Annotated in this window: 24 protein-coding genes and 1 riboswitch; of the genes, 19 read left to right on the top strand and 5 right to left on the bottom strand. The window is 59.8% G+C overall.

All coding sequences use genetic code 11. The features are described from left to right. Positions 1-149: 149 nt before the first annotated feature. From OKC44_RS17675 to OKC44_RS17660, 4 genes are all read left to right on the top strand, one after another. On the top strand, positions 150-2087 hold the full coding sequence (locus OKC44_RS17675; protein ID WP_270814401.1) for a putative bifunctional diguanylate cyclase/phosphodiesterase: 1938 nt from the start codon (positions 150-152) through the stop codon (positions 2085-2087). Between the two features lie 88 nt (positions 2088-2175). Further along, positions 2176-2901 carry an oxygen-insensitive NADPH nitroreductase gene (gene nfsA / locus OKC44_RS17670; protein WP_270814372.1) on the top strand — a complete coding sequence of 242 codons (726 nt, stop codon included), beginning with the start codon at positions 2176-2178 and terminating at the stop codon, positions 2899-2901. Between the two features lie 188 nt (positions 2902-3089). Then, a complete protein-coding gene (locus tag OKC44_RS17665; RefSeq protein ID WP_011705685.1) occupies positions 3090-3854 on the top strand; it encodes a DNA repair ATPase in 765 nt (254 codons plus the stop codon). Further along, positions 3848-4402 (top strand): VOC family protein, encoded by a 555-nt coding sequence (locus tag OKC44_RS17660; RefSeq protein ID WP_270814370.1) that lies wholly within the window; start codon positions 3848-3850, stop codon positions 4400-4402. The genes OKC44_RS17665 and OKC44_RS17660 overlap by 7 nt, the downstream gene beginning before the upstream one ends. A gap of 46 nt (positions 4403-4448) precedes the next feature. Here the strand turns inward: OKC44_RS17660 and OKC44_RS17655 are convergent, their stop codons facing one another. Then, a complete protein-coding gene (locus OKC44_RS17655) occupies positions 4449-5657 on the bottom strand; it encodes an MFS transporter (protein WP_270814368.1) in 1209 nt (402 codons plus the stop codon). A gap of 93 nt (positions 5658-5750) precedes the next feature. Here OKC44_RS17655 and OKC44_RS17650 point away from each other — a divergent pair, with 93 nt between their 5' ends. Both OKC44_RS17650 and cysB read left to right on the top strand, forming a co-directional pair. Continuing rightward, positions 5751-6626 carry a LysR family transcriptional regulator gene (locus OKC44_RS17650; RefSeq protein WP_010634255.1) on the top strand — a complete coding sequence of 292 codons (876 nt, stop codon included), beginning with the start codon at positions 5751-5753 and terminating at the stop codon, positions 6624-6626. Positions 6627-6699: 73 nt separating this feature from the next. Then, a complete protein-coding gene (gene cysB / locus OKC44_RS17645) occupies positions 6700-7674 on the top strand; it encodes an HTH-type transcriptional regulator CysB (RefSeq protein ID WP_010634254.1) in 975 nt (324 codons plus the stop codon). A 77-nt stretch (positions 7675-7751) separates the two neighbouring features. On the opposite strand, the gene ribA is transcribed toward cysB, so the two are convergent. Further along, the gene (ribA, locus tag OKC44_RS17640) at positions 7752-8345 is read right to left on the bottom strand and encodes a GTP cyclohydrolase II (protein WP_010634253.1); all 594 of its coding nucleotides are present in this window, start codon (positions 8343-8345) and stop codon (positions 7752-7754) included. Between the two features lie 249 nt (positions 8346-8594). Here ribA and cmk point away from each other — a divergent pair, with 249 nt between their 5' ends. From cmk to pyrF, 6 genes are all read left to right on the top strand, one after another. Further along, positions 8595-9287, top strand: a complete 693-nt coding sequence (gene cmk, locus OKC44_RS17635) for a (d)CMP kinase (protein ID WP_044799811.1) — start codon at positions 8595-8597, stop codon at positions 9285-9287. Positions 9288-9380: 93 nt separating this feature from the next. After that, on the top strand, positions 9381-11051 hold the full coding sequence (rpsA, locus tag OKC44_RS17630; protein WP_011705690.1) for a 30S ribosomal protein S1: 1671 nt from the start codon (positions 9381-9383) through the stop codon (positions 11049-11051). A 95-nt stretch (positions 11052-11146) separates the two neighbouring features. Then, the gene (gene ihfB / locus OKC44_RS17625; protein WP_011705691.1) at positions 11147-11431 is read left to right on the top strand and encodes an integration host factor subunit beta; all 285 of its coding nucleotides are present in this window, start codon (positions 11147-11149) and stop codon (positions 11429-11431) included. A gap of 156 nt (positions 11432-11587) precedes the next feature. Continuing rightward, positions 11588-11872: a LapA family protein gene (locus tag OKC44_RS17620; RefSeq protein WP_011705692.1), complete on the top strand. Its 285-nt coding sequence runs from the start codon at positions 11588-11590 to the stop codon at positions 11870-11872. 9 nt (positions 11873-11881) lie between these two features. Next, positions 11882-13048 carry a lipopolysaccharide assembly protein LapB gene (gene lapB, locus OKC44_RS17615; RefSeq protein ID WP_016350438.1) on the top strand — a complete coding sequence of 389 codons (1167 nt, stop codon included), beginning with the start codon at positions 11882-11884 and terminating at the stop codon, positions 13046-13048. 101 nt (positions 13049-13149) lie between these two features. Beyond that, positions 13150-13851 (top strand): orotidine-5'-phosphate decarboxylase, encoded by a 702-nt coding sequence (gene pyrF, locus OKC44_RS17610; protein WP_011705694.1) that lies wholly within the window; start codon positions 13150-13152, stop codon positions 13849-13851. A 47-nt stretch (positions 13852-13898) separates the two neighbouring features. On the opposite strand, the gene rrtA is transcribed toward pyrF, so the two are convergent. Next, positions 13899-14477 carry a rhombosortase gene (rrtA, locus tag OKC44_RS17605; RefSeq protein ID WP_230599436.1) on the bottom strand — a complete coding sequence of 193 codons (579 nt, stop codon included), beginning with the start codon at positions 14475-14477 and terminating at the stop codon, positions 13899-13901. Between rrtA and OKC44_RS17600 the strand changes: the two genes are divergently transcribed. The 5 genes from OKC44_RS17600 (at position 14407) to OKC44_RS17580 (ending at position 17348) form a co-directional block, all read left to right on the top strand. After that, entirely contained in the window at positions 14407-15093 is a 687-nt protein-coding gene (locus OKC44_RS17600) for a tRNA-uridine aminocarboxypropyltransferase (RefSeq protein WP_206819803.1), read from the top strand. The two genes, rrtA and OKC44_RS17600, sit on opposite strands and share 71 nt — an antisense overlap. 22 nt (positions 15094-15115) lie before the next feature. Beyond that, positions 15116-15823, top strand: a complete 708-nt coding sequence (gene queC, locus OKC44_RS17595; RefSeq protein WP_039214933.1) for a 7-cyano-7-deazaguanine synthase QueC — start codon at positions 15116-15118, stop codon at positions 15821-15823. A 61-nt stretch (positions 15824-15884) separates the two neighbouring features. Further along, positions 15885-16556 carry a 7-carboxy-7-deazaguanine synthase QueE gene (gene queE, locus OKC44_RS17590; protein WP_193758706.1) on the top strand — a complete coding sequence of 224 codons (672 nt, stop codon included), beginning with the start codon at positions 15885-15887 and terminating at the stop codon, positions 16554-16556. A 1-nt stretch (position 16557) separates the two neighbouring features. Beyond that, a complete protein-coding gene (locus OKC44_RS17585) occupies positions 16558-16788 on the top strand; it encodes a DUF3820 family protein (RefSeq protein ID WP_005299948.1) in 231 nt (76 codons plus the stop codon). After that, positions 16785-17348 (top strand): cob(I)yrinic acid a,c-diamide adenosyltransferase, encoded by a 564-nt coding sequence (locus tag OKC44_RS17580; RefSeq protein ID WP_011705700.1) that lies wholly within the window; start codon positions 16785-16787, stop codon positions 17346-17348. Before OKC44_RS17585 ends, OKC44_RS17580 begins: the two co-directional genes overlap by 4 nt. A 66-nt stretch (positions 17349-17414) precedes the next feature. Here the strand turns inward: OKC44_RS17580 and OKC44_RS17575 are convergent, their stop codons facing one another. Then, a complete protein-coding gene (locus tag OKC44_RS17575) occupies positions 17415-17819 on the bottom strand; it encodes an H-NS family histone-like protein (protein WP_227289707.1) in 405 nt (134 codons plus the stop codon). A gap of 321 nt (positions 17820-18140) precedes the next feature. Continuing rightward, positions 18141-18312, top strand: a riboswitch (Lysine riboswitch). An 86-nt stretch (positions 18313-18398) separates the two neighbouring features. Here OKC44_RS17575 and OKC44_RS17570 point away from each other — a divergent pair. After that, a complete protein-coding gene (locus OKC44_RS17570; RefSeq protein ID WP_011705702.1) occupies positions 18399-19979 on the top strand; it encodes a Na+/H+ antiporter NhaC family protein in 1581 nt (526 codons plus the stop codon). A gap of 86 nt (positions 19980-20065) precedes the next feature. Beyond that, positions 20066-20647: a thymidine kinase gene (locus OKC44_RS17565; protein ID WP_011705703.1), complete on the top strand. Its 582-nt coding sequence runs from the start codon at positions 20066-20068 to the stop codon at positions 20645-20647. Between the two features lie 68 nt (positions 20648-20715). Here the strand turns inward: OKC44_RS17565 and OKC44_RS17560 are convergent, their stop codons facing one another. Further along, entirely contained in the window at positions 20716-22053 is a 1338-nt protein-coding gene (locus OKC44_RS17560) for a flavohemoglobin expression-modulating QEGLA motif protein (RefSeq protein ID WP_270814361.1), read from the bottom strand. Positions 22054-22124 lie beyond the last annotated feature (71 nt).

Genomic DNA, 22124 nt, shown 5'->3' with positions numbered 1-22124 from the left:
CGCATGCTTGTTTCACATTATGGGCTGGATCCGATTTTGTACCAGCACCGGGTGCCCGGGAGGGCCCTCCGTCGCTGGGTTTCCCTGTGATCACACATCATGAATCACCATATTAGATGAATACGCTAGACGAACGGTTATTGAACGGGATGGATGTGCTGCATACCCCAATCTGGGTTTATGACATCCGGCATCACCACATCTATTGGGCCAATCGCGCCGCCTTGAGCGTGTGGGAAGCGAGCTCGCTGGGCGAGCTGCAATCGCGCGATTTCTCGGCCGACATGGCACAGGCCATCGATCTGCTGTTGCAGCGCTACCTCGGGGATTTCCAGCAGGGGCGCAGCTACAGCGAGTGGTGGACGCTTTCCCCCAAGGGCGTGAAAAAGCAGATCTACCTGCGCCTCTCCGGCATCCAGCTGGCGGGTCGGCTGATGATGATGACCGAGGCGGTGATCGACGCCGATACCCTCTATCAGGAGTCCTCGCTCGCCACCGGCGATACCCTGGCCTGTCTGTTTGACAATCAGGGCCAGCTGGAGAGCGGCAACCACCATTTCGACATGTGTTTCGGCAACCAGATCCGCTACCTCTCCCAGCTCTTCTCCGGCAATGACGAGGCTTTCTATCAGAAGCTCTCCCGCCTCGATGAAGTGGTGGCCGAGGGGGAGTGCCGCACCCTCAAGGGGATGCGCTGGTTTCAGTACCAGTTTCGCCACATTCAGCAGGGGGCGCAGATCCTGCTCACCATGCGCGACATCACCGACCGCAAGCTGGAAGAGCTGGAGCACCGCCACCTGGCCTGGCACGACTCGCTGACCGGCCTTCTCAACCGCTATGGCTTGATGAAATCGCTGGAGGCCTATTGCGGGCTGGGCGGGCGTTTTGCGCTGGTGTTCATGGACTTGGACAACTTCAAGCTGGTCAACGACAACTACGGCCACAAAGCCGGTGATCGGCTGCTGGAGCGGGTTGCCGGTCGGCTCAAGCAGATTTGCCCGCGCGATGTGGAGCTGGCCCGGCTCGGTGGGGACGAATTCACCGCCCTGGTACCGCTCAGCCACTCGAGCGATCGGGCGCAGGAGGTGGCCGACCTCATGCTCTCCCAGATGACCAAGCCGTTGCAGTTGAGCGGCGTGCCCGAGGTGACCATCGGCGGCAGCATCGGCATCGCCATCTATCCGGACGATGCGGACGACGGCGACAACCTCATCACCCGCGCCGACATGGCCATGTATCAGGCCAAGCAGATGGGCCGGCTGCGCTGGCAGCGCTTCACCCCCAGCATGCAGCAGACTCTGCATCGCAAGCTGACCCTGAAGCAGTTCTTGGCCAAGGCCATCGGGCGGGGGGAGCTGAGCCTCTGCTACCAGCCTCAGGTGGATGTGGCACAGGGCAAGCTGCTCGGCTACGAGGCGCTGCTGCGCTGGCACAATCCCGTGCTGGGCCAGGTCTCGCCGGTGGAGTTCATCCCGCTGGCGGAAGAGATGGGGCTGATCCGCGAGATAGGCAGCTGGGTGTTGTCGACGGCGCTGGCCCAGATGGCTCACTGGCAACGGGAGTGGCGGGTGAACGTGCCGGTGTCGGTCAATCTCTCCGGCTTCCAGCTCTCTTCCGCCCTGCCTGAACTGGTGGCCCAGCAGCTCAAGGAGTTCGGGGTGGCGGCCAGCCTGCTGACGCTGGAGCTGACTGAGACGGTATTGATGCTGGACATGAAGGGGTGCATCGAGATCCTCGACGCCCTGAGTGCCCAGGGGATCAAGATTGCCATCGACGACTTCGGTACCGGCTACTCGTCGCTGGCCTATCTCAACCGGCTGCCCATTGACACCATCAAGCTGGATCGCTCCTTCGTGGTGGGCCTCAACCTGCCGGTGATCCGCGCTACCGTCGCCATGGCCACCAGCCTGGGTCTCGGCATCATGGCCGAAGGAGTGGAGGACGAGCATGAGCTCGCCGCCCTGCGCACCCAGGGCTGCCACGTGTTTCAGGGGTTCCTGTTCAGCAAGCCGATGACGGTGGCGCAGGTGGAAGAGAGCCGTTTCATGGTCAGCTGCAAGGCTGGCTGCTATCCGCTGGCAGGCTAGCGCATTACTCTGTGGCGGTGTTAATGCGAGGGGCCTTAGGCCCCTCGCTGTTTTTGGGTAGAGTGTGGGCTTCGTCTCTGGAGGCAACATGAACCCGACTCTCGACCTTATTCTCGCCCATCGCTCCATTCGTCAATTCACCGCCGAGCCCATCACCGACATTCAGCTCGACCAGATCCTGAGCGCGGCCCAGGCCGCTTCCAGCTCCAGCTTCCTGCAGGCCAACAGCATCATTCGGGTGACTGACAAGGCGCTGCGCAGCCGCCTGGCCGAGCTGGCGGGGCATCAGGCCTACGTGGCCCAGGCCGCCGAGTTCCTGCTCTTTTGCGCCGACTACCATCGCCACTGCGAAGTGGTGCCGGATGCCCAGACCGGCTTTGTGGAGCAGCTGCTGATCGGTGCCATCGACGGCGCCCTGATGGCCCAGAATGCTTTGCTGGCAGCCCAGTCCATGGGACTTGGCGGCGTCTATATCGGCGGGATCCGCAACAATCCGACCGCCGTGAGCGAGGCGGTGGGCTTGCCACATCAGGTGATCCCGCTGTTCGGCCTCTGCCTCGGCCACCCCGCTCAGGCGCCCGAACAGAAACCCCGCTTGCCTCGGGCTCTGGTGGTGCATGAAAACCGCTATCAGACCGAACTGGATCGCGAACTGCTTGCCGGCTACGACCAGCAGATCGAGGCTTACTACCAGTCCCGCAGCAGCAACAACAAGCAGCAGAGCTGGAGCGGCCAGATCCGGGGCATCCTGGGCAAGGAGGCGCGCCCCTTCATGCAGGATTTCCTGCGATCCAGGGGGTTCAACCTCAAGTAATGGGCCCGATGGGCGATACTAAGGGGTAATGGCGGTATCGCCAGCGCCGCGTGATCCTGGCTTTCCCTTGTGCTCCTGCCCGTCTGGGCACAACAAATCGGGGGCAAGCTCCGCGCTGCGGACTACCTTAACTAGGTAAGCTGTTGTAGGATCACGCAATTGGATTGGGACAGGAGTTTGGACTTCCTATGATTTTAACCCTGGTATTGCTGTCTATTGGCGCACTCCTGTTTCTGGTTATCGCCTATAACGTGGTGCAGCAATATAAGCAGAAGGCTGAGGCCGACAAGCGTCATGCCATCGCCCGCCACAAGTCGGTGGTGGATGAAACCGAAGAGATGCTGCTCAACGTCAACCTGGTGCCCTTCTCCAAGAACATAGTGTTGCTGCTGCAGCACCGGATCCTCGATGCCTATCGCGCCATCGCCCTGGTGATGCCGAGCGGCCAGCTCAAGCAGCGCATTGCCGACGTGCAGACCCAGATCAAGAACGTGCAGGAGAACTACAGCAGCCAGGATGAGGGGCACTTCAAGACCCCGGAGTCGGATCGCCAGGCCATCCAGATGCTGCAGCTGGTCAAGAAGATGCGGGCCGTGCTGCGGGTTGAACACAACAAGGGCAAGATCGATCCGCAGGGCTTTGCCCAGGAGGATCGCCGCCTCGAGCTGATGCAGCTCAAGATCAACATCGCCAACCTGGTGAAACGGGCCATGGATGCCCAGATCCAGGGGCAGTTCGGCACCTGCCGGCAGCTCTACACCAAGGGGCTTTCGGCCCTGGCCAGCGTCACCGACAAGGATCCCTACCTGATGGCCCGCGAAGAGGACATGCGGCAAGGCCTGGCCGGACTCGATGCCCACTTGCAGGAGCACAGCGAGAAAGAGCTGCAAAGCATCAAGGACAAAGAGGCGGACGAGCTGGACGTCCTGTTCCAACCCAAGAAGAAATGGTGATTATGTCGCACTCACTCGATACCACACTGGGGCCGATGGCCCCATTTGTTTGCCAGCTGTTGACCGAGCTGGAAGCCCTCGCCATCCATCCCGCTGCCATCGAGGTCGACCACCTCTGCTACCGGGCCGCCACCCTGTCGGAGTACCAGGCCCTGAAGGCTCTATTGGCAAGCCATGGTGACCTGCTGGTGGAGGGGATGATTGGCGGACGGCCCATCGCCACCTACCGCTTGTATCAACCGGTGCCTCACGCCCACGGCATCGTGCCCTGCATCGAGCTGGCGGCGCCCAAACCGGGTCGCAGCCACCAGGCAGGACTGGAACATATCGAACTGGTGGTACCTTCGCTGGACGCCTTGCTGGCAGCCCATCCCGAGGTGCCCTTCAAAACCGGCAACCTGCGCGATGAGCGCAATCCTGACGTGGCGGTGATGCTGACCTCGGGGCAGATCAAATTTCATCTGCGCACCTTGGCCGAGGTGATTGAAGAAGAGCTGATGAGCGGCGCCGTGGTGCCGGTGCCTGCCGGCTACTACGACCAGGCTTGATGAAACGTGGCCGCTTGACCGGCCTCGTCTCATATCAGAGATAGCATCAGGGATGGCAGATGCGGGGGCGGGCAGGGCGCCCCTTCAAGTGGCCGAGCCAGAGGCTCAACCCTGCCGTGATGACCAGTACCAGCTCGATGCCGAGCACCAATCCCCCGAGTCCCCCTTGCTCCCAGAAGGGGTGCAGATAGAGCCCCCCCAGACTGGCCCCCAGATAGTAACCCACCAGATAGAGCGACGAGGCGAGCGCCCGATTGTGCTCCACGTGCTGGCCGACCCAGGCGCTGGCGCAGGCGTGGGCCAGGAAAAAGCCGAAGCTCGAGATGAGCAGGCCCGACAGGATGGCGCCGAGCGAGCCGCCCAGCAGCAGGGCGCTGCCGAGCGCCATCAGGGCTATGCCGACCAGCAGCAGGCGCTGCGCCCCCCAGCGGTGTGCGCAGCGGCCGCTGAGGGAGGAGGCCACCGTCCCCGACAGATAGGTCAGAAACAGCATGCCGAGCCACTGGGTCGGCAAGGAGAAGGGGGGGCTGGCCAGCAGGAAGGTGAGGTAGCTGTATTGGTTCAGAAACACCATGAAGTTGAGGCCGCCGATGAGGTAGGCTCCCACCAGCAGCGGGTTGCCGAGGTGGCTGATGATGGCCTGGCGAAACTGGCCCGGCTTGGCGATGACGGGCACGAAACGGGTCTGGGCCGGCAGCAGCCAGATGACGAGAGGCAGCAGCGCCAGGCTGATGAGGCCGATGCCGAGAAAGGTGTGCTGCCAGTCGCCAAACCAGCCGGCCAGTAGACCGCCGACCACCCGGCCGGCGATGCCCCCCAGCGAGTTGGCGGCGATGTAGACCCCGACGGCAGAGAGCAGGGCCCGCTTGCTGAACTCTTCCCCCATGTAGGCGATGGCGGTGGCGGGGAGCCCCGCCAGCAGGACCCCCTGCAGGATCCGCAGCAGCAGCAGCTGTTCAAACTGACTGACCAGGCTGATGAGCAGGGAGAGCAGGATGGCACCGGCCAGACTCCACAGCATGATCCGGCGCCGGCCGAAGCGATCCGCCAGCCGGGCGCAGACGAGCAGCGAGACGGCGAGCCCAGCGGTGCAGCCGGCTAGGGTCCAGCCGGCCGACAGCGAGCTGACGGAGAACACCTCGGCCAGCAGCGGCAGCAGCGGGTGGGTTTGATAGAGATTGAGAAACACCAGGAAGGAGCCCAGGCTGAGGGCCAGGGTGGCGCGGATCCATTCACGACTACCGACTTCGATCATATGCAATTGTCCTGACAGCTTTGTTGCAGGTTAGTGCGCGCCAGAACATAAATATAATATATTTAAGTTATCCATTTGATAAACCAAATTGATATGGACCTGAAACAGCTCACCTATCTGCTGGCGGTGCGGGATGCCGGCTCCTTTACCAAGGCGGCCAACGGGTTGCACGTGGCGCAGCCCGCCATCAGCATGGCCATCGCCAAGCTGGAGCAGCAGCTCGAGCTGCGCTTGTTCGACCGCCAGGATCGCAACGTGCGGCTCACCCCGGAAGGGGAGGTGCTCTGTCGCCATGCCGAGCGCCTGCTGCGCCAGATGCATCAGGCCGAGGCCGAGATGGCCGAGCTCAAGGGGCTGGAGCGCGGAGAGGTGCGCATCGGCATTCCCTACATGATGGGCTCCTATTACTTTCCGCCGATCCTGATGGCCTTCAAGCATCGCTACCCCGGCCTCAAGATCCGGGTGGAGGAGGCGGGCACCCGCGAGCTGTTGAGCCGCATGGTGGACGGCTCGCTGGATCTTGCCATCCTCATCACCAGCGATCTGCCGCCGGCGCTGGAGGGGGCCCAGCTGCTGCGTGAAGAGATGTTGATGGTGGTGGGGGAGGAGCATCCGCTGCGCCAGGCCCGGAGCGTGTCGCTGAGCGAGTTCTTCAGCCAGGAGCTGGCGATGTTTCGCCGCGGCTTCTATCACCGCGAGCACATGGAAGCGCTGGCCCAGGGGCTGGGCTGCGAGCCCGACATCGCCTTTGAGAGCAACCTCATCCCGCTGCTCAAGGCGGTGGTGAAGCAGGGTTTTGCGGTGACCACCTTCTTGCGGATGGCGCTGGACGAAGAGCCTGCCCTGACCGGGATCCCGTTTGCCCCCCCGATCTTTCTCGATCTGTGCGTGGCGTGGCGGCGAGGGGATCCGCTCTCCATGGCCAACCGCGCCTTGAGGGATTTTTTGCTGGCGCAGGCACAGCCATAAATGGCCAAGAAGGAAGGGCTATCAGGCAAAAGTTTGTTAGTATTAGTTCAAGTCGCCTTTAGAGCCTAACATCATGAAACTCCAACAATTGCGTTATATCGTTGAGGTTGCCAACCACAGACTGAACGTGTCGGCAACGGCAGAGAGCCTCTACACCTCTCAGCCAGGGATCAGCAAACAGGTGCGCATGCTGGAAGATGAGCTGGGGATCCAGATTTTCGAGCGCAGCGGCAAACATCTGACCCAGATCACCCCGGCTGGCCGGGACGTGATCAAGATTGCCAACGAGATCCTGGGCAAGGTGGAGAGCATCAAGTCGGTGGCGAGCCAGCACACTCACCCCGAGCAGGGCACGCTCCACATTGCGACCACCCACACCCAGGCCCGTTATGCGCTGCCCGACGTGATCAAGGGCTTCATCAAGCGCTTTCCCAAAGTCTCCCTGCACATGCACCAGGGCACGCCGACCCAGATCAGCGAAGCCGTGGTCAAGGGGCAGGCCGACTTTGCCATCGCCACCGAGGCGTTGCACCTGTACGAAGATCTCATCATGTTGCCCTGCTACCACTGGAACCGCAGCGTGATCGTGCCCAAGGGCCACCCGCTGACCCAGGTCGGCAAGCTCTCCATCGCCGACATCGCCCGCTTCCCGCTGGTGACCTATGTGTTCGGCTTTACCGGCCGCTCCGAACTCGACACCGCCTTCAACCGGGCCGGTTTTGAGCCCAACATCGTCTTCACCGCCACCGATGCGGACGTGATCAAGACTTATGTCCGGTTGGGGGTGGGGATCGGCGTGATGGCGACCATGGCGCTGGATCCCCAGGTCGATACCGATCTGGTGGCGCTCGATGCCAGCCACCTGTTTGCCCACAGCACCACCAAGATCGGCTTTCGCAAGGGCTCTTTCCTGCGTACCTACATGTATGACTTCATGACCCGTTTTGCCCCGCATCTGACCCGGGACGTAGTGGAGCGGGCTATCGCGCTGCGCTCTAGCGACGACGTGGATGCCATGTTTGCCGATATCGAGCTGCCCATCCGCTAGCGCCGCGGCGATCTAGAGCAACAAAAAACGCCTCCCGATGGGAGGCGTTTTTCATGGCGACGAGTGGCGAGGTGGGATCACTTCTTGAACATGTGATCCAGCTTGTTGGCCTTGGTCGAGAGGTAGAACTCGTTGTGGGGATTGCGCCCTTCCTGCAGGGGGACCCGCTCCGCCACCGGAATGCCGAAGGATTCCATCGCCTTCATCTTGCGCGGGTTGTTGGTCATCAACTTGAGGGATTTCACCTCCAGCTGCTTGAGCATGTCGGCGCAGATGGTGTAGTCGCGCATGTCGGCGGCAAAGCCGAGTGCCACGTTGGCCTCGACGGTGTCGGCGCCCTGATCCTGCAGATGATAGGCCCGGATCTTGTTGAGCAGGCCGATGCCGCGCCCTTCCTGACGCACGTACAGCAAGACGCCGCGGCCTGCCTTGGCGATGTTTTCCAATGCAGCCTGCAGCTGGAAGCCGCAGTCGCAACGCAGACTGAACAGGGCATCGCCGGTCAGGCACTCGGAGTGAATGCGACCCAGCACCGGCTCATCGCCCGTGATATCGCCCATCACCAGTGCGGCGTGATCCTTGCCGGTGCCGGTTTCCTGAAAGCCTACCAGCGTGAAAGTGCCCCAGGGGGTCGGCAACTTGGATTTGGCCACGAGGGTAACGCTGCTCATAGGTTGCTCCTTACTACAGCTGCTTAAAAAAGGGCGGCCAGTTTAGCGCGCCTTGTGCGGAACAACCATAAGAACAAAACCTTGCACAACTTAATGGTTTGCCTGGCGGTACACAAAGAGGACAGTTGCGACTGGTTTTGCGCAAATGTGTGCCACGACGACTGCCAGGCTCGGCACATTTGGGTATAATCGGCGCCCATTACCCCATCCCTCCCGGGATGTGTGCAACAAGTGTGCAGGAGAGACGTTATGCCGCAGATGGCCCCCGTGATGACAATTGATGGCCCGAGTGGTGCAGGCAAGGGCACCCTGTGTCAGTTGCTGGCTGAAAAACTGGGTTGGCACCTGCTCGATTCCGGCGCCATCTATCGGGTGCTGGCCCTGGCCGCCCTGCATCACGATGTAGAGCTCGATGCCGAAGCTGCGCTGGTTCCCCTGGCTGCCAATCTGGACGTGCAGTTCCAGGTCGATGCCGAGCAGGTGAAAGTCGTGCTGGAAGGGGAGGATGTCTCCCGTACCATCCGTACCGAGGAAGTGGGCAATGCCGCCAGTAAAATCGCCGCCTTCCCGCGGGTGCGTGAAGCCCTGCTGCGTCGTCAGCGAGCATTTCGCCAAGCCCCCGGCCTCATCGCCGATGGTCGTGACATGGGCACCGTGGTTTTCCCGGAGGCCGAGGTGAAGATTTTCCTCGACGCCAGCGCCGAAGAACGGGCTGCTCGCCGCTATAAGCAGTTGCAAGATAAGGGCTTTGATGTTAACTTTGAGCGTCTTTTAACCGAGATTCGGGAACGTGACGATCGCGACAGAAATCGCGCCGTTGCCCCCCTTAAACCGGCAGAAGATGCTCTCGTGGTGGATTCAACCGCCATGTCCATAGACGAAGTGCTGGTAACGGTACTTGCCTATGCAGAGCAACAACTTGGTGATGTCAGTGCAAACTGATGTCAGTCGTCTGCACCATGGATGGCGCAGATAATTTAAAACAACCCCGCTTGTGCCGGATTGCAAGTGGATGTTTCATTTGTGACATAAACAATGATCGAATCTTTTGCTCAACTCTTTGAAGAGTCCCTGAACGCCGTTGAAACCCGTCAAGGTTCCATCGTCAAGGGTACTGTCGTTGCTATCGAAAATGGTTTCGTACTGGTTGACGCCGGTCTGAAATCCGAGTCCGCTATCCCGGCTGAAGAATTCAAGAACGCCATGGGCGAGCTGGAAATCAACGTAGGCGACTCCGTTGACGTGGCTCTGGACTCTATCGAAGATGGTTTCGGCGAAACCAAGCTGTCCCGCGAAAAAGCCAAGCGCCATGAAGCCTGGCTGCAGCTTGAAAAAGCTTACGAAGAGCAAGCTACCGTTATCGGTATCATCAACGGCAAGGTCAAGGGTGGTTTCACCGTTGAACTGAACGGCATCCGTGCCTTCCTGCCGGGTTCTCTGGTTGACGTGCGTCCGATCCGTGACACCGCTCACCTGGAAAACAAAGAACTCGAGTTCAAAGTCATCAAGCTGGACCAGAAGCGCAACAACGTTGTTGTTTCCCGTCGTGCCGTGATCGAGACCGAGAACACCTCCGAGCGTGAAAGCCTGCTGGCTAACCTGCAAGAAGGTCAAGAAGTTAAGGGTATCGTCAAGAACCTGACCGACTACGGTGCATTCGTAGATCTGGGCGGTGTTGACGGCCTGCTGCACATCACCGATATGGCGTGGAAGCGCGTTAAGCATCCTTCCGAAATCGTCAACGTTGGCGACGAGATCGCAGTCAAGGTTCTGAAGTTCGACCGCGAGCGTACCCGTGTATCCCTGGGTCTGAAGCAGCTGGGCGAAGATCCCTGGGTTGCTATCGCCAAGCGTTACCCGGAGACCACCCGTCTGTCTGGCCGCGTGACCAACCTGACCGACTACGGCTGCTTCGTTGAAATCGAAGAAGGCGTGGAAGGCCTGGTACACGTATCCGAGATGGATTGGACCAACAAGAACATCCACCCGTCCAAGGTTGTTAACGTTGGCGACGTGGTTGACGTGATGGTTCTGGACATCGACGAAGAGCGTCGTCGTATCTCCCTGGGTCTGAAGCAGTGCAAATCCAACCCGTGGCAGCTGTTTGCCGAAACTCACGCCAAGGGCGACCGTGTTTCCGGCAAGATCAAGTCCATCACTGACTTCGGTATCTTCATCGGTCTGGATGGCGGCATCGACGGCCTGGTTCACCTGTCTGACATCTCCTGGAACAACCAGGGCGAAGAAGCCGTGCGTGAATTCAAGAAGGGCGACGAGATCGAAGCCGTTGTTCTGCAAGTGGACCCGGAGCGCGAGCGCATCTCCCTGGGCGTCAAGCAGATCGAAGAAGACCCGTTCAATAAGTACCTGTCTGACAACAAGAAAGGTGCTATTGTGAAGGGTAAGGTTACCGAGGTTGATGCCAAGGGTGCCGTGATCGAACTGGCTGACGGCGTAGAAGGCTACCTGCGTGCCTCCGACGCTGCTCGTGACCGCGTAGAAGACGCCACTCTGGTGCTGTCTGTTGGTGACGAAGTTGAAGCCAAGTTCATGGGCGTTGATCGCAAGAACCGCACTGTAAGCCTGTCTGTCCGCGCTAAGGACGAGGCTGATGAGCGTGTTGCTATCGACAGCCTGAACCAACAAGAAGAAGTTGTGTTCAGCAATGCCATGGCTGAAGCGTTCAAAGCCGCCAAGGGTGAATAATCCTTGATGCAAGAAAAGGGCGGCGTGTCACGCCGCCCTTTTTTATCATTGGCGTAATGAATATTGCATGTGATCGGGGAAGGAGATTTAACGTTATGACCAAATCAGATCTCATCGAACAATTGGCTGCCAGCCGCATGCATATGCCGGCCAAGGATGTCGAAGCTGCCATCAAGGAGATCCTTGAGCAGATGGCATCGACTTTGCAAAACGGCGACCGGATTGAAATCCGCGGATTTGGAAGTTTTTCACTGCACTATCGTGCCCCCCGCGTGGGCCGCAACCCCAAAACCGGGGACAAGGTTGAATTGACCGGGAAATATGTTCCCCATTTCAAACCTGGCAAAGAGTTACGCGAGCGAGTGAACATCGCTGAATAATGCAGAAAATGGCATACTTGGGTATGCCTTTTTTGTTTTTATGGTTTGCCTTGTGGCAATTGTCCGGTTTCTCCAAGTCTTTTCCCATTCGCTCTAGAGTCTGCCGGTGATTTTAAGGATAATCAGCCTTTCATTAGATACTGACAGGGAGCTCCTATGAAGCGTATCTTGGCCCTCATTCCACTGGTGCTGGTGTTTATTCTAACCCTGGCCGTCGGTTCGCAAAATGGCCAGCTGGTGCAGTTCAACTATCTGATTGCCCAGGGCGAGTTTTCACTCTCCATGTTGCTGGGATTCTTTTTTGGTGGTGGCTTCCTGCTGGGCTGGCTGGTATTCGGTCTCTTGTTCCTGCGTCTGAAGATGCAGAATCGCACCCTCAATCGCACCATGCGCCGTCAATCCCGCGAGTTGGAGCTGGCTCGGTCGGCTGCCAAGGAATAATGTCCCTCGATGCTTGAACTGCTTTTCCTGCTGTTGCCCATTGCTGCCGGCTACGGCTGGTACATGGGGCGCAGGAGTGTTCGCCAGGACACCCAGAAACAGAGTAACCAGTTTTCCCGCCAGTACGTGGCGGGCCTCAATTATTTGTTGTCCGATGAGTCAGACAAGGCGGTGGATCTCTTTATCCAGCTGCTGGAAGTGGACAGCGAAACCATCGAAACTCACCTCTCCCTCGGCAACCTGTTTCGCCAGCGTGGCGAGGTGGATCGCGCCATCAAGATCCACCAGAACCTGGTGACCCGCCAGCTGACCCGGGAACAGCGCCAGCTGGCATTGCAGGAGCTGGCGCGTGACTTTCTTGCTGCCGGCCTGCTGGACAGGGCCGAGGCGCTCTGGAACGAGCTGTGCGATGACAGCGACTATGAAGAGACGGCGCTGGCCCAGCTGTTGATCATTCATCAGCAACTGCGGGATTGGGACAAGGCCATCGACGTGGCGGTACGGCTGCAGAAGTTTCAGGGCAAGAAGCTGGCCGAGCCCATTTCCCATTTTTACTGCGAGCAGGCAGAGAGCGCCTTGCGTGAAGGGGACAAACCCGCCGGGCTTGCCAAGCTCAAGCGGGCGCTCAGCGTCAACCCCGCCTGTGCCCGTGCCAGCCTGCGTCTGGCGGAACTGGCCATGGCGGCAGGGGAGTACGAGCAGGCCAGCAAGGATCTCTTGCGGGTGTTCGAGCAGGATATCGACTTTGCCTCCGAAGCCATTCCCTCCCTCAATGAGTGCTATCAGCGGCTGGGTCGTGCCCACGATCTCATTCCCCTGCTGGAGCAGGCGGTGGAGGATCATGCCGGCGTCAGCGTGACGCTGGCACTGGCCAAGCTGGTGGAGGAGCGTGACGGCCTGAGTCAGGCCCGTGCGCTGGTGCTGCGCCAATTGCGCCGGCATCCCTCCATGAAGGGCTTTTATCAGCTGGTAGGTTTCCAGCTGGCAAGCGCTGAGGAGGGCCCCGCCAAGGAGAGTCTTGAGCTCTTGCAGCAGCTGGTTGGCGAGCAGATCAAGATCAAATCCACCCACAAGTGCCGGCAGTGCGGTTTTGCTACCCACTCCCTGTTCTGGCAGTGTCCCTCCTGCCGCCAGTGGGGGTCCATCAAGCCGATCCGCGGCCTGGACGGGGAGTAAGAGCCACCACAAGATCATGAGCCAGGCCCCTGCGGCCTGGTGTTTTCAGGTCGAGCCGGGGCCAAGCTCCGGGCGGCGAATAACCATCGATAGGAAGTGAGATGCTAGATCCCAAAGTACTGGTTGCGCTGGATTATCAGCACGAGGCCGATGCCTTCGCCTTCATTGAACGTATCTCCCCGGCCCAGTGCCGTCTCAAGGTAGGCAAGGAGATGTTTACCCTGTTTGGCCCCCAGTTCGTGCGTCAGCTGGTTGCCAAGGGATTTGATGTCTTTCTGGATCTGAAGTTTCACGACATTCCCAACACCGTTGCCAAGGCGGTAGCCGCCAGTGCCGAGCTCGGCGTCTGGATGGTGAACGTGCACGCCAGCGGTGGCGAGCGGATGATGCGGGCCGCCAAGGAGGCGCTGCTGCCTTATGGCGACAAGGCGCCGCTGCTTATCGGGGTGACCGTGCTGACCAGCATGGAGCAGGCCGATATGGCGCCGCTGGGGCTCACTGTCGGCCCGGCCGAGCAGGTGATCCGGCTGGCCAAATTGACCAAGGAGGCGGGGCTCGATGGGGTGGTCTGCTCCGCCGAAGAGGCGCGTGAATTGAAGGCGCTGCTCGGCGCCGACTTCAAGCTGGTGACGCCGGGGATCCGTCCTGCTGGCTCGGCAGCCGGTGATCAACGCCGGGTCATGACACCGCTGGCGGCGGTGGAGGCGGGGGCCGACTATCTGGTGATTGGCCGCCCCATCACCCAGGCGGCCGATCCTGCCGCCATGCTGGCAGGCATCAATGCAGAGCTGGCAAATCGATAATGGACAGGATGCCGGCCCGATGGGGCCGGCATTGCATCAGGGGCGGCTCACTCCTTGGGAGCAGGCTCGCGCAGAGTGATCGGGAGCAGGCCGAGCAACAGGCCGGCGCCCGAGCCAATCAGATGTGATTCAATGTGTACCCTGGCGCCGATGAGGGCGGACACCGGGCTCTCTCCTGCACTGTAGAAGTCCACCCCGAGCTTGATCGCCACCCCTGCCAGCATCAACCAGCCGGAGTAGCGGCGATAGCGGATATCCTGCAGCGCGCCCCAGACGAACAGGCCGTGCAGCGCGCCCGACAATCCCATGTACCACTGGGTCTGCGGACACCACCACCAGATACCGAGCCCGACGGCGGCGCCGAGCAGCAACAGCAGCAGCGGCAGACGACAACCGGTCAGGTATTCGCGAAACAGGCTGTAAAGTACCCACAACCCGCTCAGATTGAGCAGCAGGTGCCACAGATTGGTGTGGGCCACATTGCCTGTTATGATGCGCCACCCTTCACCCTGGGCTATCAGGGTGCGATCGAAGGAGAGCTGGTGATTCGGCACGATGAAAAAGAGCAGCAAACTGGCGAGTGAAAGCGTGATGACCCAGAGCAATCCTGATTTTTCTGACAACATGAAACAGTCCGACGACAACAAGAGCCGCTACTGTACACGTTGCACCAGAGCCCTCAAAGCCTGTCTGTGTGATTATATTCGGCAGGTGCCACATCTCGCCCCTCTTCATATTTTGCAGCATCCGAGCGAAGTCGGGCATCCCAAGGGAACCGCCATCCTGCTGGCCGCCTCGCTGGCGCAGGCCCGCCTGCATGTGGGCGAACAGGTGGCCGACGTTCCCGAGCTGGCGGCCTTGCTGGCCGATCCCACGCTACAGTGTTATCTGCTGTGGCCGGATGATGAAGCCATCTCGCTTGCCAGGGTGCGGGAGAGGGAGGCGGCCGAGCCGGCTCGTCGGGTCTGTTTTTTGCTGCTTGATGGCACCTGGCGCAAGGCCTACCGGATGCTGCACAGCAACCCTGAGTTGCAGCAGCTGCCGCGGATAAAGCTGGATGCCGTCGCGGGGCAATATTCCATTCGCAAGAAGCCGTTTCCAGAGGCGCTGTCGACCCTGGAAGCGGGCTACCATCTGTTGTCGCAGTGGGAGAGGGCGCCCGATCGCTTCGCCCCGCTGATGACCCTTTTTACCCATTTGAACCGGCAGTGGCACGATTTTGCCCAGGGCCGGCGCAGTTGAACTGCCCAGAGGAGAGTAATTCGTGAAAAAAGCCGTCGTGGTATTCAGTGGTGGTCAAGACAGCACCACCTGCTTGGTCCAGGCCTTGTCCCGTTATGACGAGGTGCACGCCATCACCTTCGATTACGGCCAGCGTCATCGGGAAGAGATCGAGACGGCGCGCCGTCTGGCCAGTGGGCTCGGCATCGCCGCCCACAAGGTGATGGACGTGACCATGCTGGGCGAGCTGGCCATCTCGGCCCTGACCCGGGACGAGATCCCGGTGAGCTTCGAGTTGCAGGACAACGGCCTGCCCAATACCTTCGTACCGGGCCGCAACATCCTGTTCCTCACCCTGGCCGCCATCTACGCCTACCAGGTGGGCGCCGAGGCTGTGATCACCGGGGTGTGCGAGACCGATTTCTCCGGTTACCCCGATTGCCGTGACGAGTTCGTCAAGGCGCTCAATCAGGCCGTCTCCTTGGGGCTGGATCGCGCCATTCGCTTCGAGACCCCGCTGATGTGGCTCGACAAGGCCGAGACCTGGGCACTGGCGGATCACTACGGCCACCTCGACACCGTGCGCCAGCAGACGCTCACCTGCTACAACGGCATTGCCGGCGACGGTTGCGGTGCCTGTCCTGCCTGCGATCTGCGCAGCCGCGGCCTGCAGCAGTACCTGGCCGACAAGGCGGGCGTGACGACGCGCTTGCACCAAAAAACCGGGCTGGGCGAGAAAAGCGGATGCTGAACCTGCGTCTCGGCCATGCTTGGGGTATAATCCGCGACTTTTGCAACCAGCCGTGACCAAGATGCACTACCCAATCAACGAGATATTCCAGACCATCCAGGGGGAGGGGGTCTTCACCGGCCTGCCCGCCATCTTCGTTCGCCTGCAGGGCTGCCCGGTGGGATGCCCCTGGTGCGATACCCGCCATACCTGGGTGGTCGATCCTGCTCGTGAAGTGGGGGTACAGGCGGTACTCGACTGTTCCAACGAATCCGATGGCTGGAGCAAGATGAGCACGGCGCAGATCCTGGCCAGCTTCCAGCAGCTTGGTTATCAGGCGCGCCACGTGGTGATCACGGGTGGGGAACCCTGCCTCTATGATCTGCAGGATCTCTCTGCCGCCCTGATTGAGGCGGGTTATCAGGTGCAGATCGAAACCAGCGGTACCAGCGAGATCCAGACCCATGAGCAGACCTGGGTCACCGTATCCCCCAAGATCAATATGAAGGGAGGGTTGCCGGTGTTGGTGTCGGCCCTTGAGCGGGCCAACGAGATCAAGCATCCGGTGGCCACCGAACGCCATGTGGAGGAGCTCGATGCGCTGCTGGCCACCGCCCGCTTGCGTGAAAACGTGGTGATCGCGCTGCAACCCATCAGCCAGAAACCCAGGGCCACTCAATTGGCGATGGCAACCTGCATTGCCCGCAATTGGCGGCTCTCCATCCAGACCCATAAATATCTGGATATCGATTGAGATGGAGTGGTTGTCCGACGAGCGGGTATTGTTGTCCCTGGCCAACAAGATGCCTTACGGCAAATATCGGGGACGTCGCATCATCGATATTCCGGAGCCTTATCTGGTGTGGCTGGCCCGCACCGGTTTTCCCGCCGGTTCACTGGGTCAAACGCTGGCGCTGGCCTATGAAATCAAGCTCAACGGGCTGGAATCCATGATTGTTCCCATTATTAACAGGATGTCGGTATGAGGATATATACGAGGCAGGGCGACAAGGGCATGACTCGCCTGGCCGATGGGCTGCAACTGGCCAAAGACGATATGCGGGTAGAAACCTATGGTTATATTGATGAATTAAATTCTCATATAGGTCTTCTTATTGCCGAGGTGCCTGCGGCCGAAACCGGATTATTGGCTGACTTGTTATTATTGCAACAGGAATTGTTCGATCTGGGGGGGGAGCTGGCATTTTCCAGCGCCGCTCAGGAAGCTGCCATCTGGCAGGTGAATAATGAGTGGACCTTGCGGCTGGAACAGCAGATCGATGCCTACAGCGCCAATTTACCTGTGCTGCGCAATTTTATTTTGCCCAGTGGTTCCCGTGCGGCGGCACAAGCCCATGTGGTGCGAACCCTCACCCGGCGCTGCGAGCGTCTGCTGCTGACCCTGAGCCGCAGTGAGCAGCTCAATCCGGCCATTCTGCCCTACATGAACCGGCTGAGTGACTGGTTCTTCACCATTGCCCGCTACTTGCTGGCCTGTACGGCGACCCCAGAAGTGCTCTGGGTCAAGGCGGCGGAGCGGGGCTGATAGCCAGACTACAGACAATAAAAAACCTCGCGATGCGAGGTTTTTTATTGCGCCAATGCGGCTTTATCAGATGGCAAATTCTTCGACGGATTTACCTTCGGCAACGGCCTTGGCAATCACGGAAGGCATGCGGCCCTGGCCGGTCCAGGTTTTTTCCACGCCGTTGTCCATATAACGGTATTTGGCCGGGCGGGGGGCACGTTTGCCCTTGCTGGCCTTGACGGGCTCAACGGCCACAGTACCAACCAATTCGGCCGGATCGATGCCGGCGGCTTTCAGCATTTCGGCATATTCGTTAATTTTACGCAGATGTTCTTCGCGAGCCTGACGCTCGGCGGCTTCATCCTGCTGGCGCTCGCTAACAATAGCGGAAAGCTTTTCCAGACCTTCTTCCAATTGTTCCAGTGTCAGCTCACGGCAAGCGGCACGCAGGCTACGGACATTCAGCAGGACTTTCAAAAATTCGTTCATAGTGTTCACCACGCGAGCAAAAGAGTGAATTAAATAGATATAGTAATTTTGGCTAATTTATACGGCCATTTATGATCAAGTCAAGTCAGCTGAATTAATAAATTCATAGTGGAAATTAAGTGATCTATTTTGGATTCAGGCCCGATTCAGCAATATTGGCAATGTACATACTCGACTGGGTTCTTGATAGATGAAAATAGCGACAAAATCATAATATTTGCACCATTTGACTACCACTATGCCATTTTAAGCCACGCCATTTGGTGATTTAATCAAAAAACTTGCTATAACGTGTCGGCACGATAAAATGTGCCTCGAATACCTTTAAGTAGAGGCGCGCTGCCTATGACTACTTGTGCGGAGGGTGATGCCTGTGATGCACGAGGAAAGGAGTCAGCGCCGAAGTGGCCAGGCCATCATACCGGGCTGCTGGTTCTGCATCTAATAGGTGCAGGACTGCCATAGTCATCCACTATGGAGCGCTACCTGAAGGGGCTGAGGAGTATTACCTCCCCATGGGTTTTGTTTCTTTATCCTCTCGGTAGATCTCCACCTGCTGTCTTTAGGTGCAAAGAGATCATGGACATCATTCACTACGCCGACTCCGGTTGGTCAATCATTCCGCCCCTGCTGGCCGTCGCCCTGGCAATCCTGACCCGCCGCGTCCTGCTGTCGCTGGGGGTGGGCATAGTCACTGGCAGTCTGCTGCTGAACCAGTTTTCTCCCCTCGATTCCCTGCATTACATGTTGAACACCGTGCTCAAGATCTTCTGGGTCGACGGGGCACTCAACCGTGACAACATCAACATGTTGCTGTTCATGCTGCTGCTTGGCGGCCTCATCAGCCTGATGAGCGTTTCCGGTGCGACCCGAGCCTTCGCCGAGTGGGCCGCCAAGCGCGCCAAGACCCGCAAGGGGGCCAAGACGCTGACCGGCATGATGGTATTTGCCTTCTTCATCGATGACTTCTTCCACAGCCTGTCGGTGGGGGCCATCTGCCGTCCGGTGACCGACCGCTTCCAGATCTCCCGTGCCAAGCTGGCCTACTTGCTGGACTCCACCGCCGCACCGGTCTGCGTGCTGATGCCCATCTCCTCCTGGGGTGCGTATATCATCGCCCTGGTCGGCGGCATCATGGCGGCTCACGGCATCACCGGGCAGAGCCCCATCTCCGCCTTCGTCGAGATGATCCCGATGAACCTCTATGCGGTGTTCACCCTGATCATGGTGCTGGTGGTGATCGCGTTCCAGCTCGACATCGGCCCGATGCGTCAGCACGAGCAGTGGGCGCTGGAAGGCAAGCTGTGGGATGAGTCCAAGGGCCGCCCCATCGGCCTGGACATGGAGAGCCCGGAGGAGAGCAACGGCGGCATGATCGACATGGTACTGCCGATCCTGACCCTGACCGCGGCCACTGTCTACTTCATGATTGACTCCGGCGCCGCCGTGCTGGCTGCCAATGGCGAGCCGTTCAGCGTGCTCGGCTCGTTCGAGAATACCAACGTCGGCTCTTCCCTGGTGTATGGCGCCCTGTGCAGCCTGGTGGTCTCCATCGGTCTGGCCATGCGTCTCAAGCTCGGCGCCAAGAACTGGATCAAGGCTGCGCCGCAAGGGGTCATGGCCATGTTGCCGGCCATCAACATCCTGCTGTTTGCCTGGACCATCGGCGCCGTGGTGCGTGACGTAGAGACCGGCAAGTACCTGGCATCGCTTGCCAACGGCAACCTGCCCATCGAAGTGCTGCCTGCCGTGGTCTTTATCCTCTCCTGCGCCATGGCGTTTGCCACCGGCACCAGCTGGGGCACCTTCGGCATCATGCTGCCCCTGGCCGGCGACATGGCGGCGGCCAGTGACATCACGCTGATGCTGCCGATGCTGGCCGCCGTGCTGGCCGGTTCCGTGTTCGGTGATCACAGCTCGCCCATCTCCAGCACCAGTATCCTGTCTGCCACCGGTGCCGGCTGCCACCACATCGACCACGTGATGACCCAGCTGCCCTATGCCCTGGCCATCGCCTTCGGCGCTGCTCTCGGTTATCTGGTGATGGGGCTGATGCACTCGGTGCTGGCAGGCTTCAGTGTCAGTGCGCTCTGGTTCGTCATCTTCTCCAGCTACCATTTGCGCAAGGCAAGGTCCCAAGCGGACCTGGCCATCGCATAAAAAGAACAAGGGGCCGCCAGGCCCCTTGGTTTTGTTGGGGGCTTTGGTTAGCATGCGCCCCATAAATTCAGTTTCGGAACAGTACCATGGCTTCACTGCACTACAAGTTTGCCACCATGAATTCAGGCAAATCGACCCAGCTCATTCAGGCGCACTTCAATTATCTGGAGCGGGGCATGCATCCCTTGGCCATGACACCCGCCATCGACGACCGCTTCGGGGTCGGGGTGATCAGTGCCCGGGTGGGGTTGGAGCTGAGAGTCGAGGTGTTCAGCGATAGCTGCGATCTGTTCGAGATGGTGAAAGCCCGCCATGCCGAGCGGCACATCGACGTGTTCATCGTCGATGAAGCCCAGTTCCTGACCAAGGAGCAGGTCTATCAGCTGGCCCGCATCGTCGACGAGCAGGACATTCCGGTGATCGCCTACGGCCTCAAGACCGATTTTCGCGGCGAGCTGTTTCCCGGCTCCTACCACCTGCTCTGCCTGGCCGACAAGTTCGAGGAGCTGAAAAGCATCTGCTGGTGCGGCAACAAGGCGCACATGAACTCCCGGGTCAATGAAGCCGGCCAGGTGATGCGCGATGGTGAGCAGGTGGAGATCGGCGGCAATGATCGTTATGTCTCCCTGTGCCGCAAACACTATCTGGAAGGACGGGCCTTCAAATAGCCCCCTCTTCATCGCGATGAGTAGATAGAAAAAGGCGCCAATCTGGCGCCTTTTTTGTTGCTGGCGGTTCAGTCAATCTCGATGTCGACGGGGGCTATGATGGGATCGGCCACCGGCAGGCGGTGGAACAGCTGGCGAAAATGCTGCTGCACCCGGCCGATATCCACCAGCGACATGCCGGAGGCGAAGCCGAACCAGACGTAGAGACCGGTGAGATCGCGAAACATGGGTGGCAGATAACGGGGCGCACTGATGAGCCCCTCTAGGTAGTGCTGGTAGAGCACCGGGATGTCGTCCAGGGTCACCTTGCCGACAAACAGCATGGGCAGGATCTCGGGCACCCCCTCCAGCACGGCGCTGCGGATGAAGTTGACCGTCTCCACATAGCCCTTCACATAGGAGAGATCCTTGGTGAAGCAGGCGCCCCCCTCGACCATGCCGCCGCGAAAGACTCGCTGGGTGATCTTGTAGGCGTCGTGTTCGCTGGTGCCCTGGCCGACGAAGTGCTGGAACACCTCGATGAAGTCGGCGCCGCGCTCCGCCATGTCGATGGCCATCACCCGATCCGAGATGCGCTTGGCCCGGTCCGGGAACGAGCTGAAGGTGAGGGTCTCTATCAGCACCGCCAACCCCTCCTGACAGGCCGTGATGCGCGGCGAGCCGGCACTGAGCCAGGTGGCATAGGGTTGCTGACGTCCGTTGAGGGTGGTGCCCACGTGCACCCAGCCCTCGTGGACCTCCAGCACTTGCAGATCCAGCTCGGAGAAGCGGGCGTGGGAGTTGAGCTTGATGTAATCGCCGCCGGCCGCCGCGTCCGAGACGATGCCATCGCTCAGCTTGACCTGCACGGTGCCGTCACTGAAATAGCTCGACAGCTTGCCCTGCAACTTGGCCACCGCCGCTTCCCCCTCGAACTCTTTGGGATAGGGGCGGACCAGGTGGCGGGCACCAGGCAGGGAGAAGATATCGCACAGCCTCGCGCCCAGCTCCTTGAGGGTCTTGCGATCGCCGCGCAGGTGATCGCCAGCCGAACCGTACAGCAGCTTGCTGTAGCGCAGAAAATCCGGTTGGCCGCGTTGGCGCAGCATCTCGATGACCACCATGTATTGATCCACCGTCTCTTGCAGGATGCGGCCAAGCTCGTCCTGGGGGCCGAGCCGGAGGCGGATCCTGTCCCGCAGCTCCTTGAGCTCCAGATACTTGTTGCGAGGATCGAAGCCGAGGGGGAGGCCATCATAGAAGGCTTTGTCGACGGCTGGCAGCGTACGTCCTCCACTGGCCAGAAAGTCGGCCTGCAGGTGACGGGGCCACTTGATGGCATCCAGAATGCGGATGGGCTTTTGCAGGATCAAGAGTTCATCCGAGAGGGATTTCAGATGCAGGCGGTACTTTTCTTGGATGGTCATTTAGCCCCCTGTGGGGCGAGTGTGGCGCTGGAATGGGCTGAGTATATGCAGGCGGCTTGCCAAAAAGAAGC

The organism is Aeromonas sp. S41-2, from assembly GCF_027705845.1.
GTDB lineage: Bacteria > Pseudomonadota > Gammaproteobacteria > Enterobacterales > Aeromonadaceae > Aeromonas > Aeromonas hydrophila.
The sequence above is the reverse complement of the archived record's forward strand: the minus strand, read 5'-3'. Positions and strand labels throughout refer to the sequence as shown.

Bases quoted from the DNA above. Each gene is read 5' to 3' on its own strand.
- OKC44_RS17675 (WP_270814401.1), top strand. From the start codon at position 150: ATGGATGTGCTGCATACCCCAATCTGGGTTTATGACATCCGGCATCAC.
- nfsA (WP_270814372.1), top strand. From the start codon at position 2,176: ATGAACCCGACTCTCGACCTTATTCTCGCCCATCGCTCCATTCGTCAA.
- OKC44_RS17665 (WP_011705685.1), top strand. From the start codon at position 3,090: ATGATTTTAACCCTGGTATTGCTGTCTATTGGCGCACTCCTGTTTCTG.
- OKC44_RS17660 (WP_270814370.1), top strand. From the start codon at position 3,848: ATGGTGATTATGTCGCACTCACTCGATACCACACTGGGGCCGATGGCC.
- OKC44_RS17655 (WP_270814368.1), bottom strand. From the start codon at position 5,657: ATGATCGAAGTCGGTAGTCGTGAATGGATCCGCGCCACCCTGGCCCTC.
- OKC44_RS17650 (WP_010634255.1), top strand. From the start codon at position 5,751: ATGGACCTGAAACAGCTCACCTATCTGCTGGCGGTGCGGGATGCCGGC.
- cysB (WP_010634254.1), top strand. From the start codon at position 6,700: ATGAAACTCCAACAATTGCGTTATATCGTTGAGGTTGCCAACCACAGA.
- ribA (WP_010634253.1), bottom strand. From the start codon at position 8,345: ATGAGCAGCGTTACCCTCGTGGCCAAATCCAAGTTGCCGACCCCCTGG.
- cmk (WP_044799811.1), top strand. From the start codon at position 8,595: ATGCCGCAGATGGCCCCCGTGATGACAATTGATGGCCCGAGTGGTGCA.
- rpsA (WP_011705690.1), top strand. From the start codon at position 9,381: ATGATCGAATCTTTTGCTCAACTCTTTGAAGAGTCCCTGAACGCCGTT.
- ihfB (WP_011705691.1), top strand. From the start codon at position 11,147: ATGACCAAATCAGATCTCATCGAACAATTGGCTGCCAGCCGCATGCAT.
- OKC44_RS17620 (WP_011705692.1), top strand. From the start codon at position 11,588: ATGAAGCGTATCTTGGCCCTCATTCCACTGGTGCTGGTGTTTATTCTA.
- lapB (WP_016350438.1), top strand. From the start codon at position 11,882: ATGCTTGAACTGCTTTTCCTGCTGTTGCCCATTGCTGCCGGCTACGGC.
- pyrF (WP_011705694.1), top strand. From the start codon at position 13,150: ATGCTAGATCCCAAAGTACTGGTTGCGCTGGATTATCAGCACGAGGCC.
- OKC44_RS17600 (WP_206819803.1), top strand. From the start codon at position 14,407: ATGAAAAAGAGCAGCAAACTGGCGAGTGAAAGCGTGATGACCCAGAGC.
- rrtA (WP_230599436.1), bottom strand. From the start codon at position 14,477: ATGTTGTCAGAAAAATCAGGATTGCTCTGGGTCATCACGCTTTCACTC.
- queE (WP_193758706.1), top strand. From the start codon at position 15,885: ATGCACTACCCAATCAACGAGATATTCCAGACCATCCAGGGGGAGGGG.
- OKC44_RS17585 (WP_005299948.1), top strand. From the start codon at position 16,558: ATGGAGTGGTTGTCCGACGAGCGGGTATTGTTGTCCCTGGCCAACAAG.
- OKC44_RS17580 (WP_011705700.1), top strand. From the start codon at position 16,785: ATGAGGATATATACGAGGCAGGGCGACAAGGGCATGACTCGCCTGGCC.
- OKC44_RS17575 (WP_227289707.1), bottom strand. From the start codon at position 17,819: ATGAACGAATTTTTGAAAGTCCTGCTGAATGTCCGTAGCCTGCGTGCC.
- OKC44_RS17570 (WP_011705702.1), top strand. From the start codon at position 18,399: ATGGACATCATTCACTACGCCGACTCCGGTTGGTCAATCATTCCGCCC.
- OKC44_RS17565 (WP_011705703.1), top strand. From the start codon at position 20,066: ATGGCTTCACTGCACTACAAGTTTGCCACCATGAATTCAGGCAAATCG.
- OKC44_RS17560 (WP_270814361.1), bottom strand. From the start codon at position 22,053: ATGACCATCCAAGAAAAGTACCGCCTGCATCTGAAATCCCTCTCGGAT.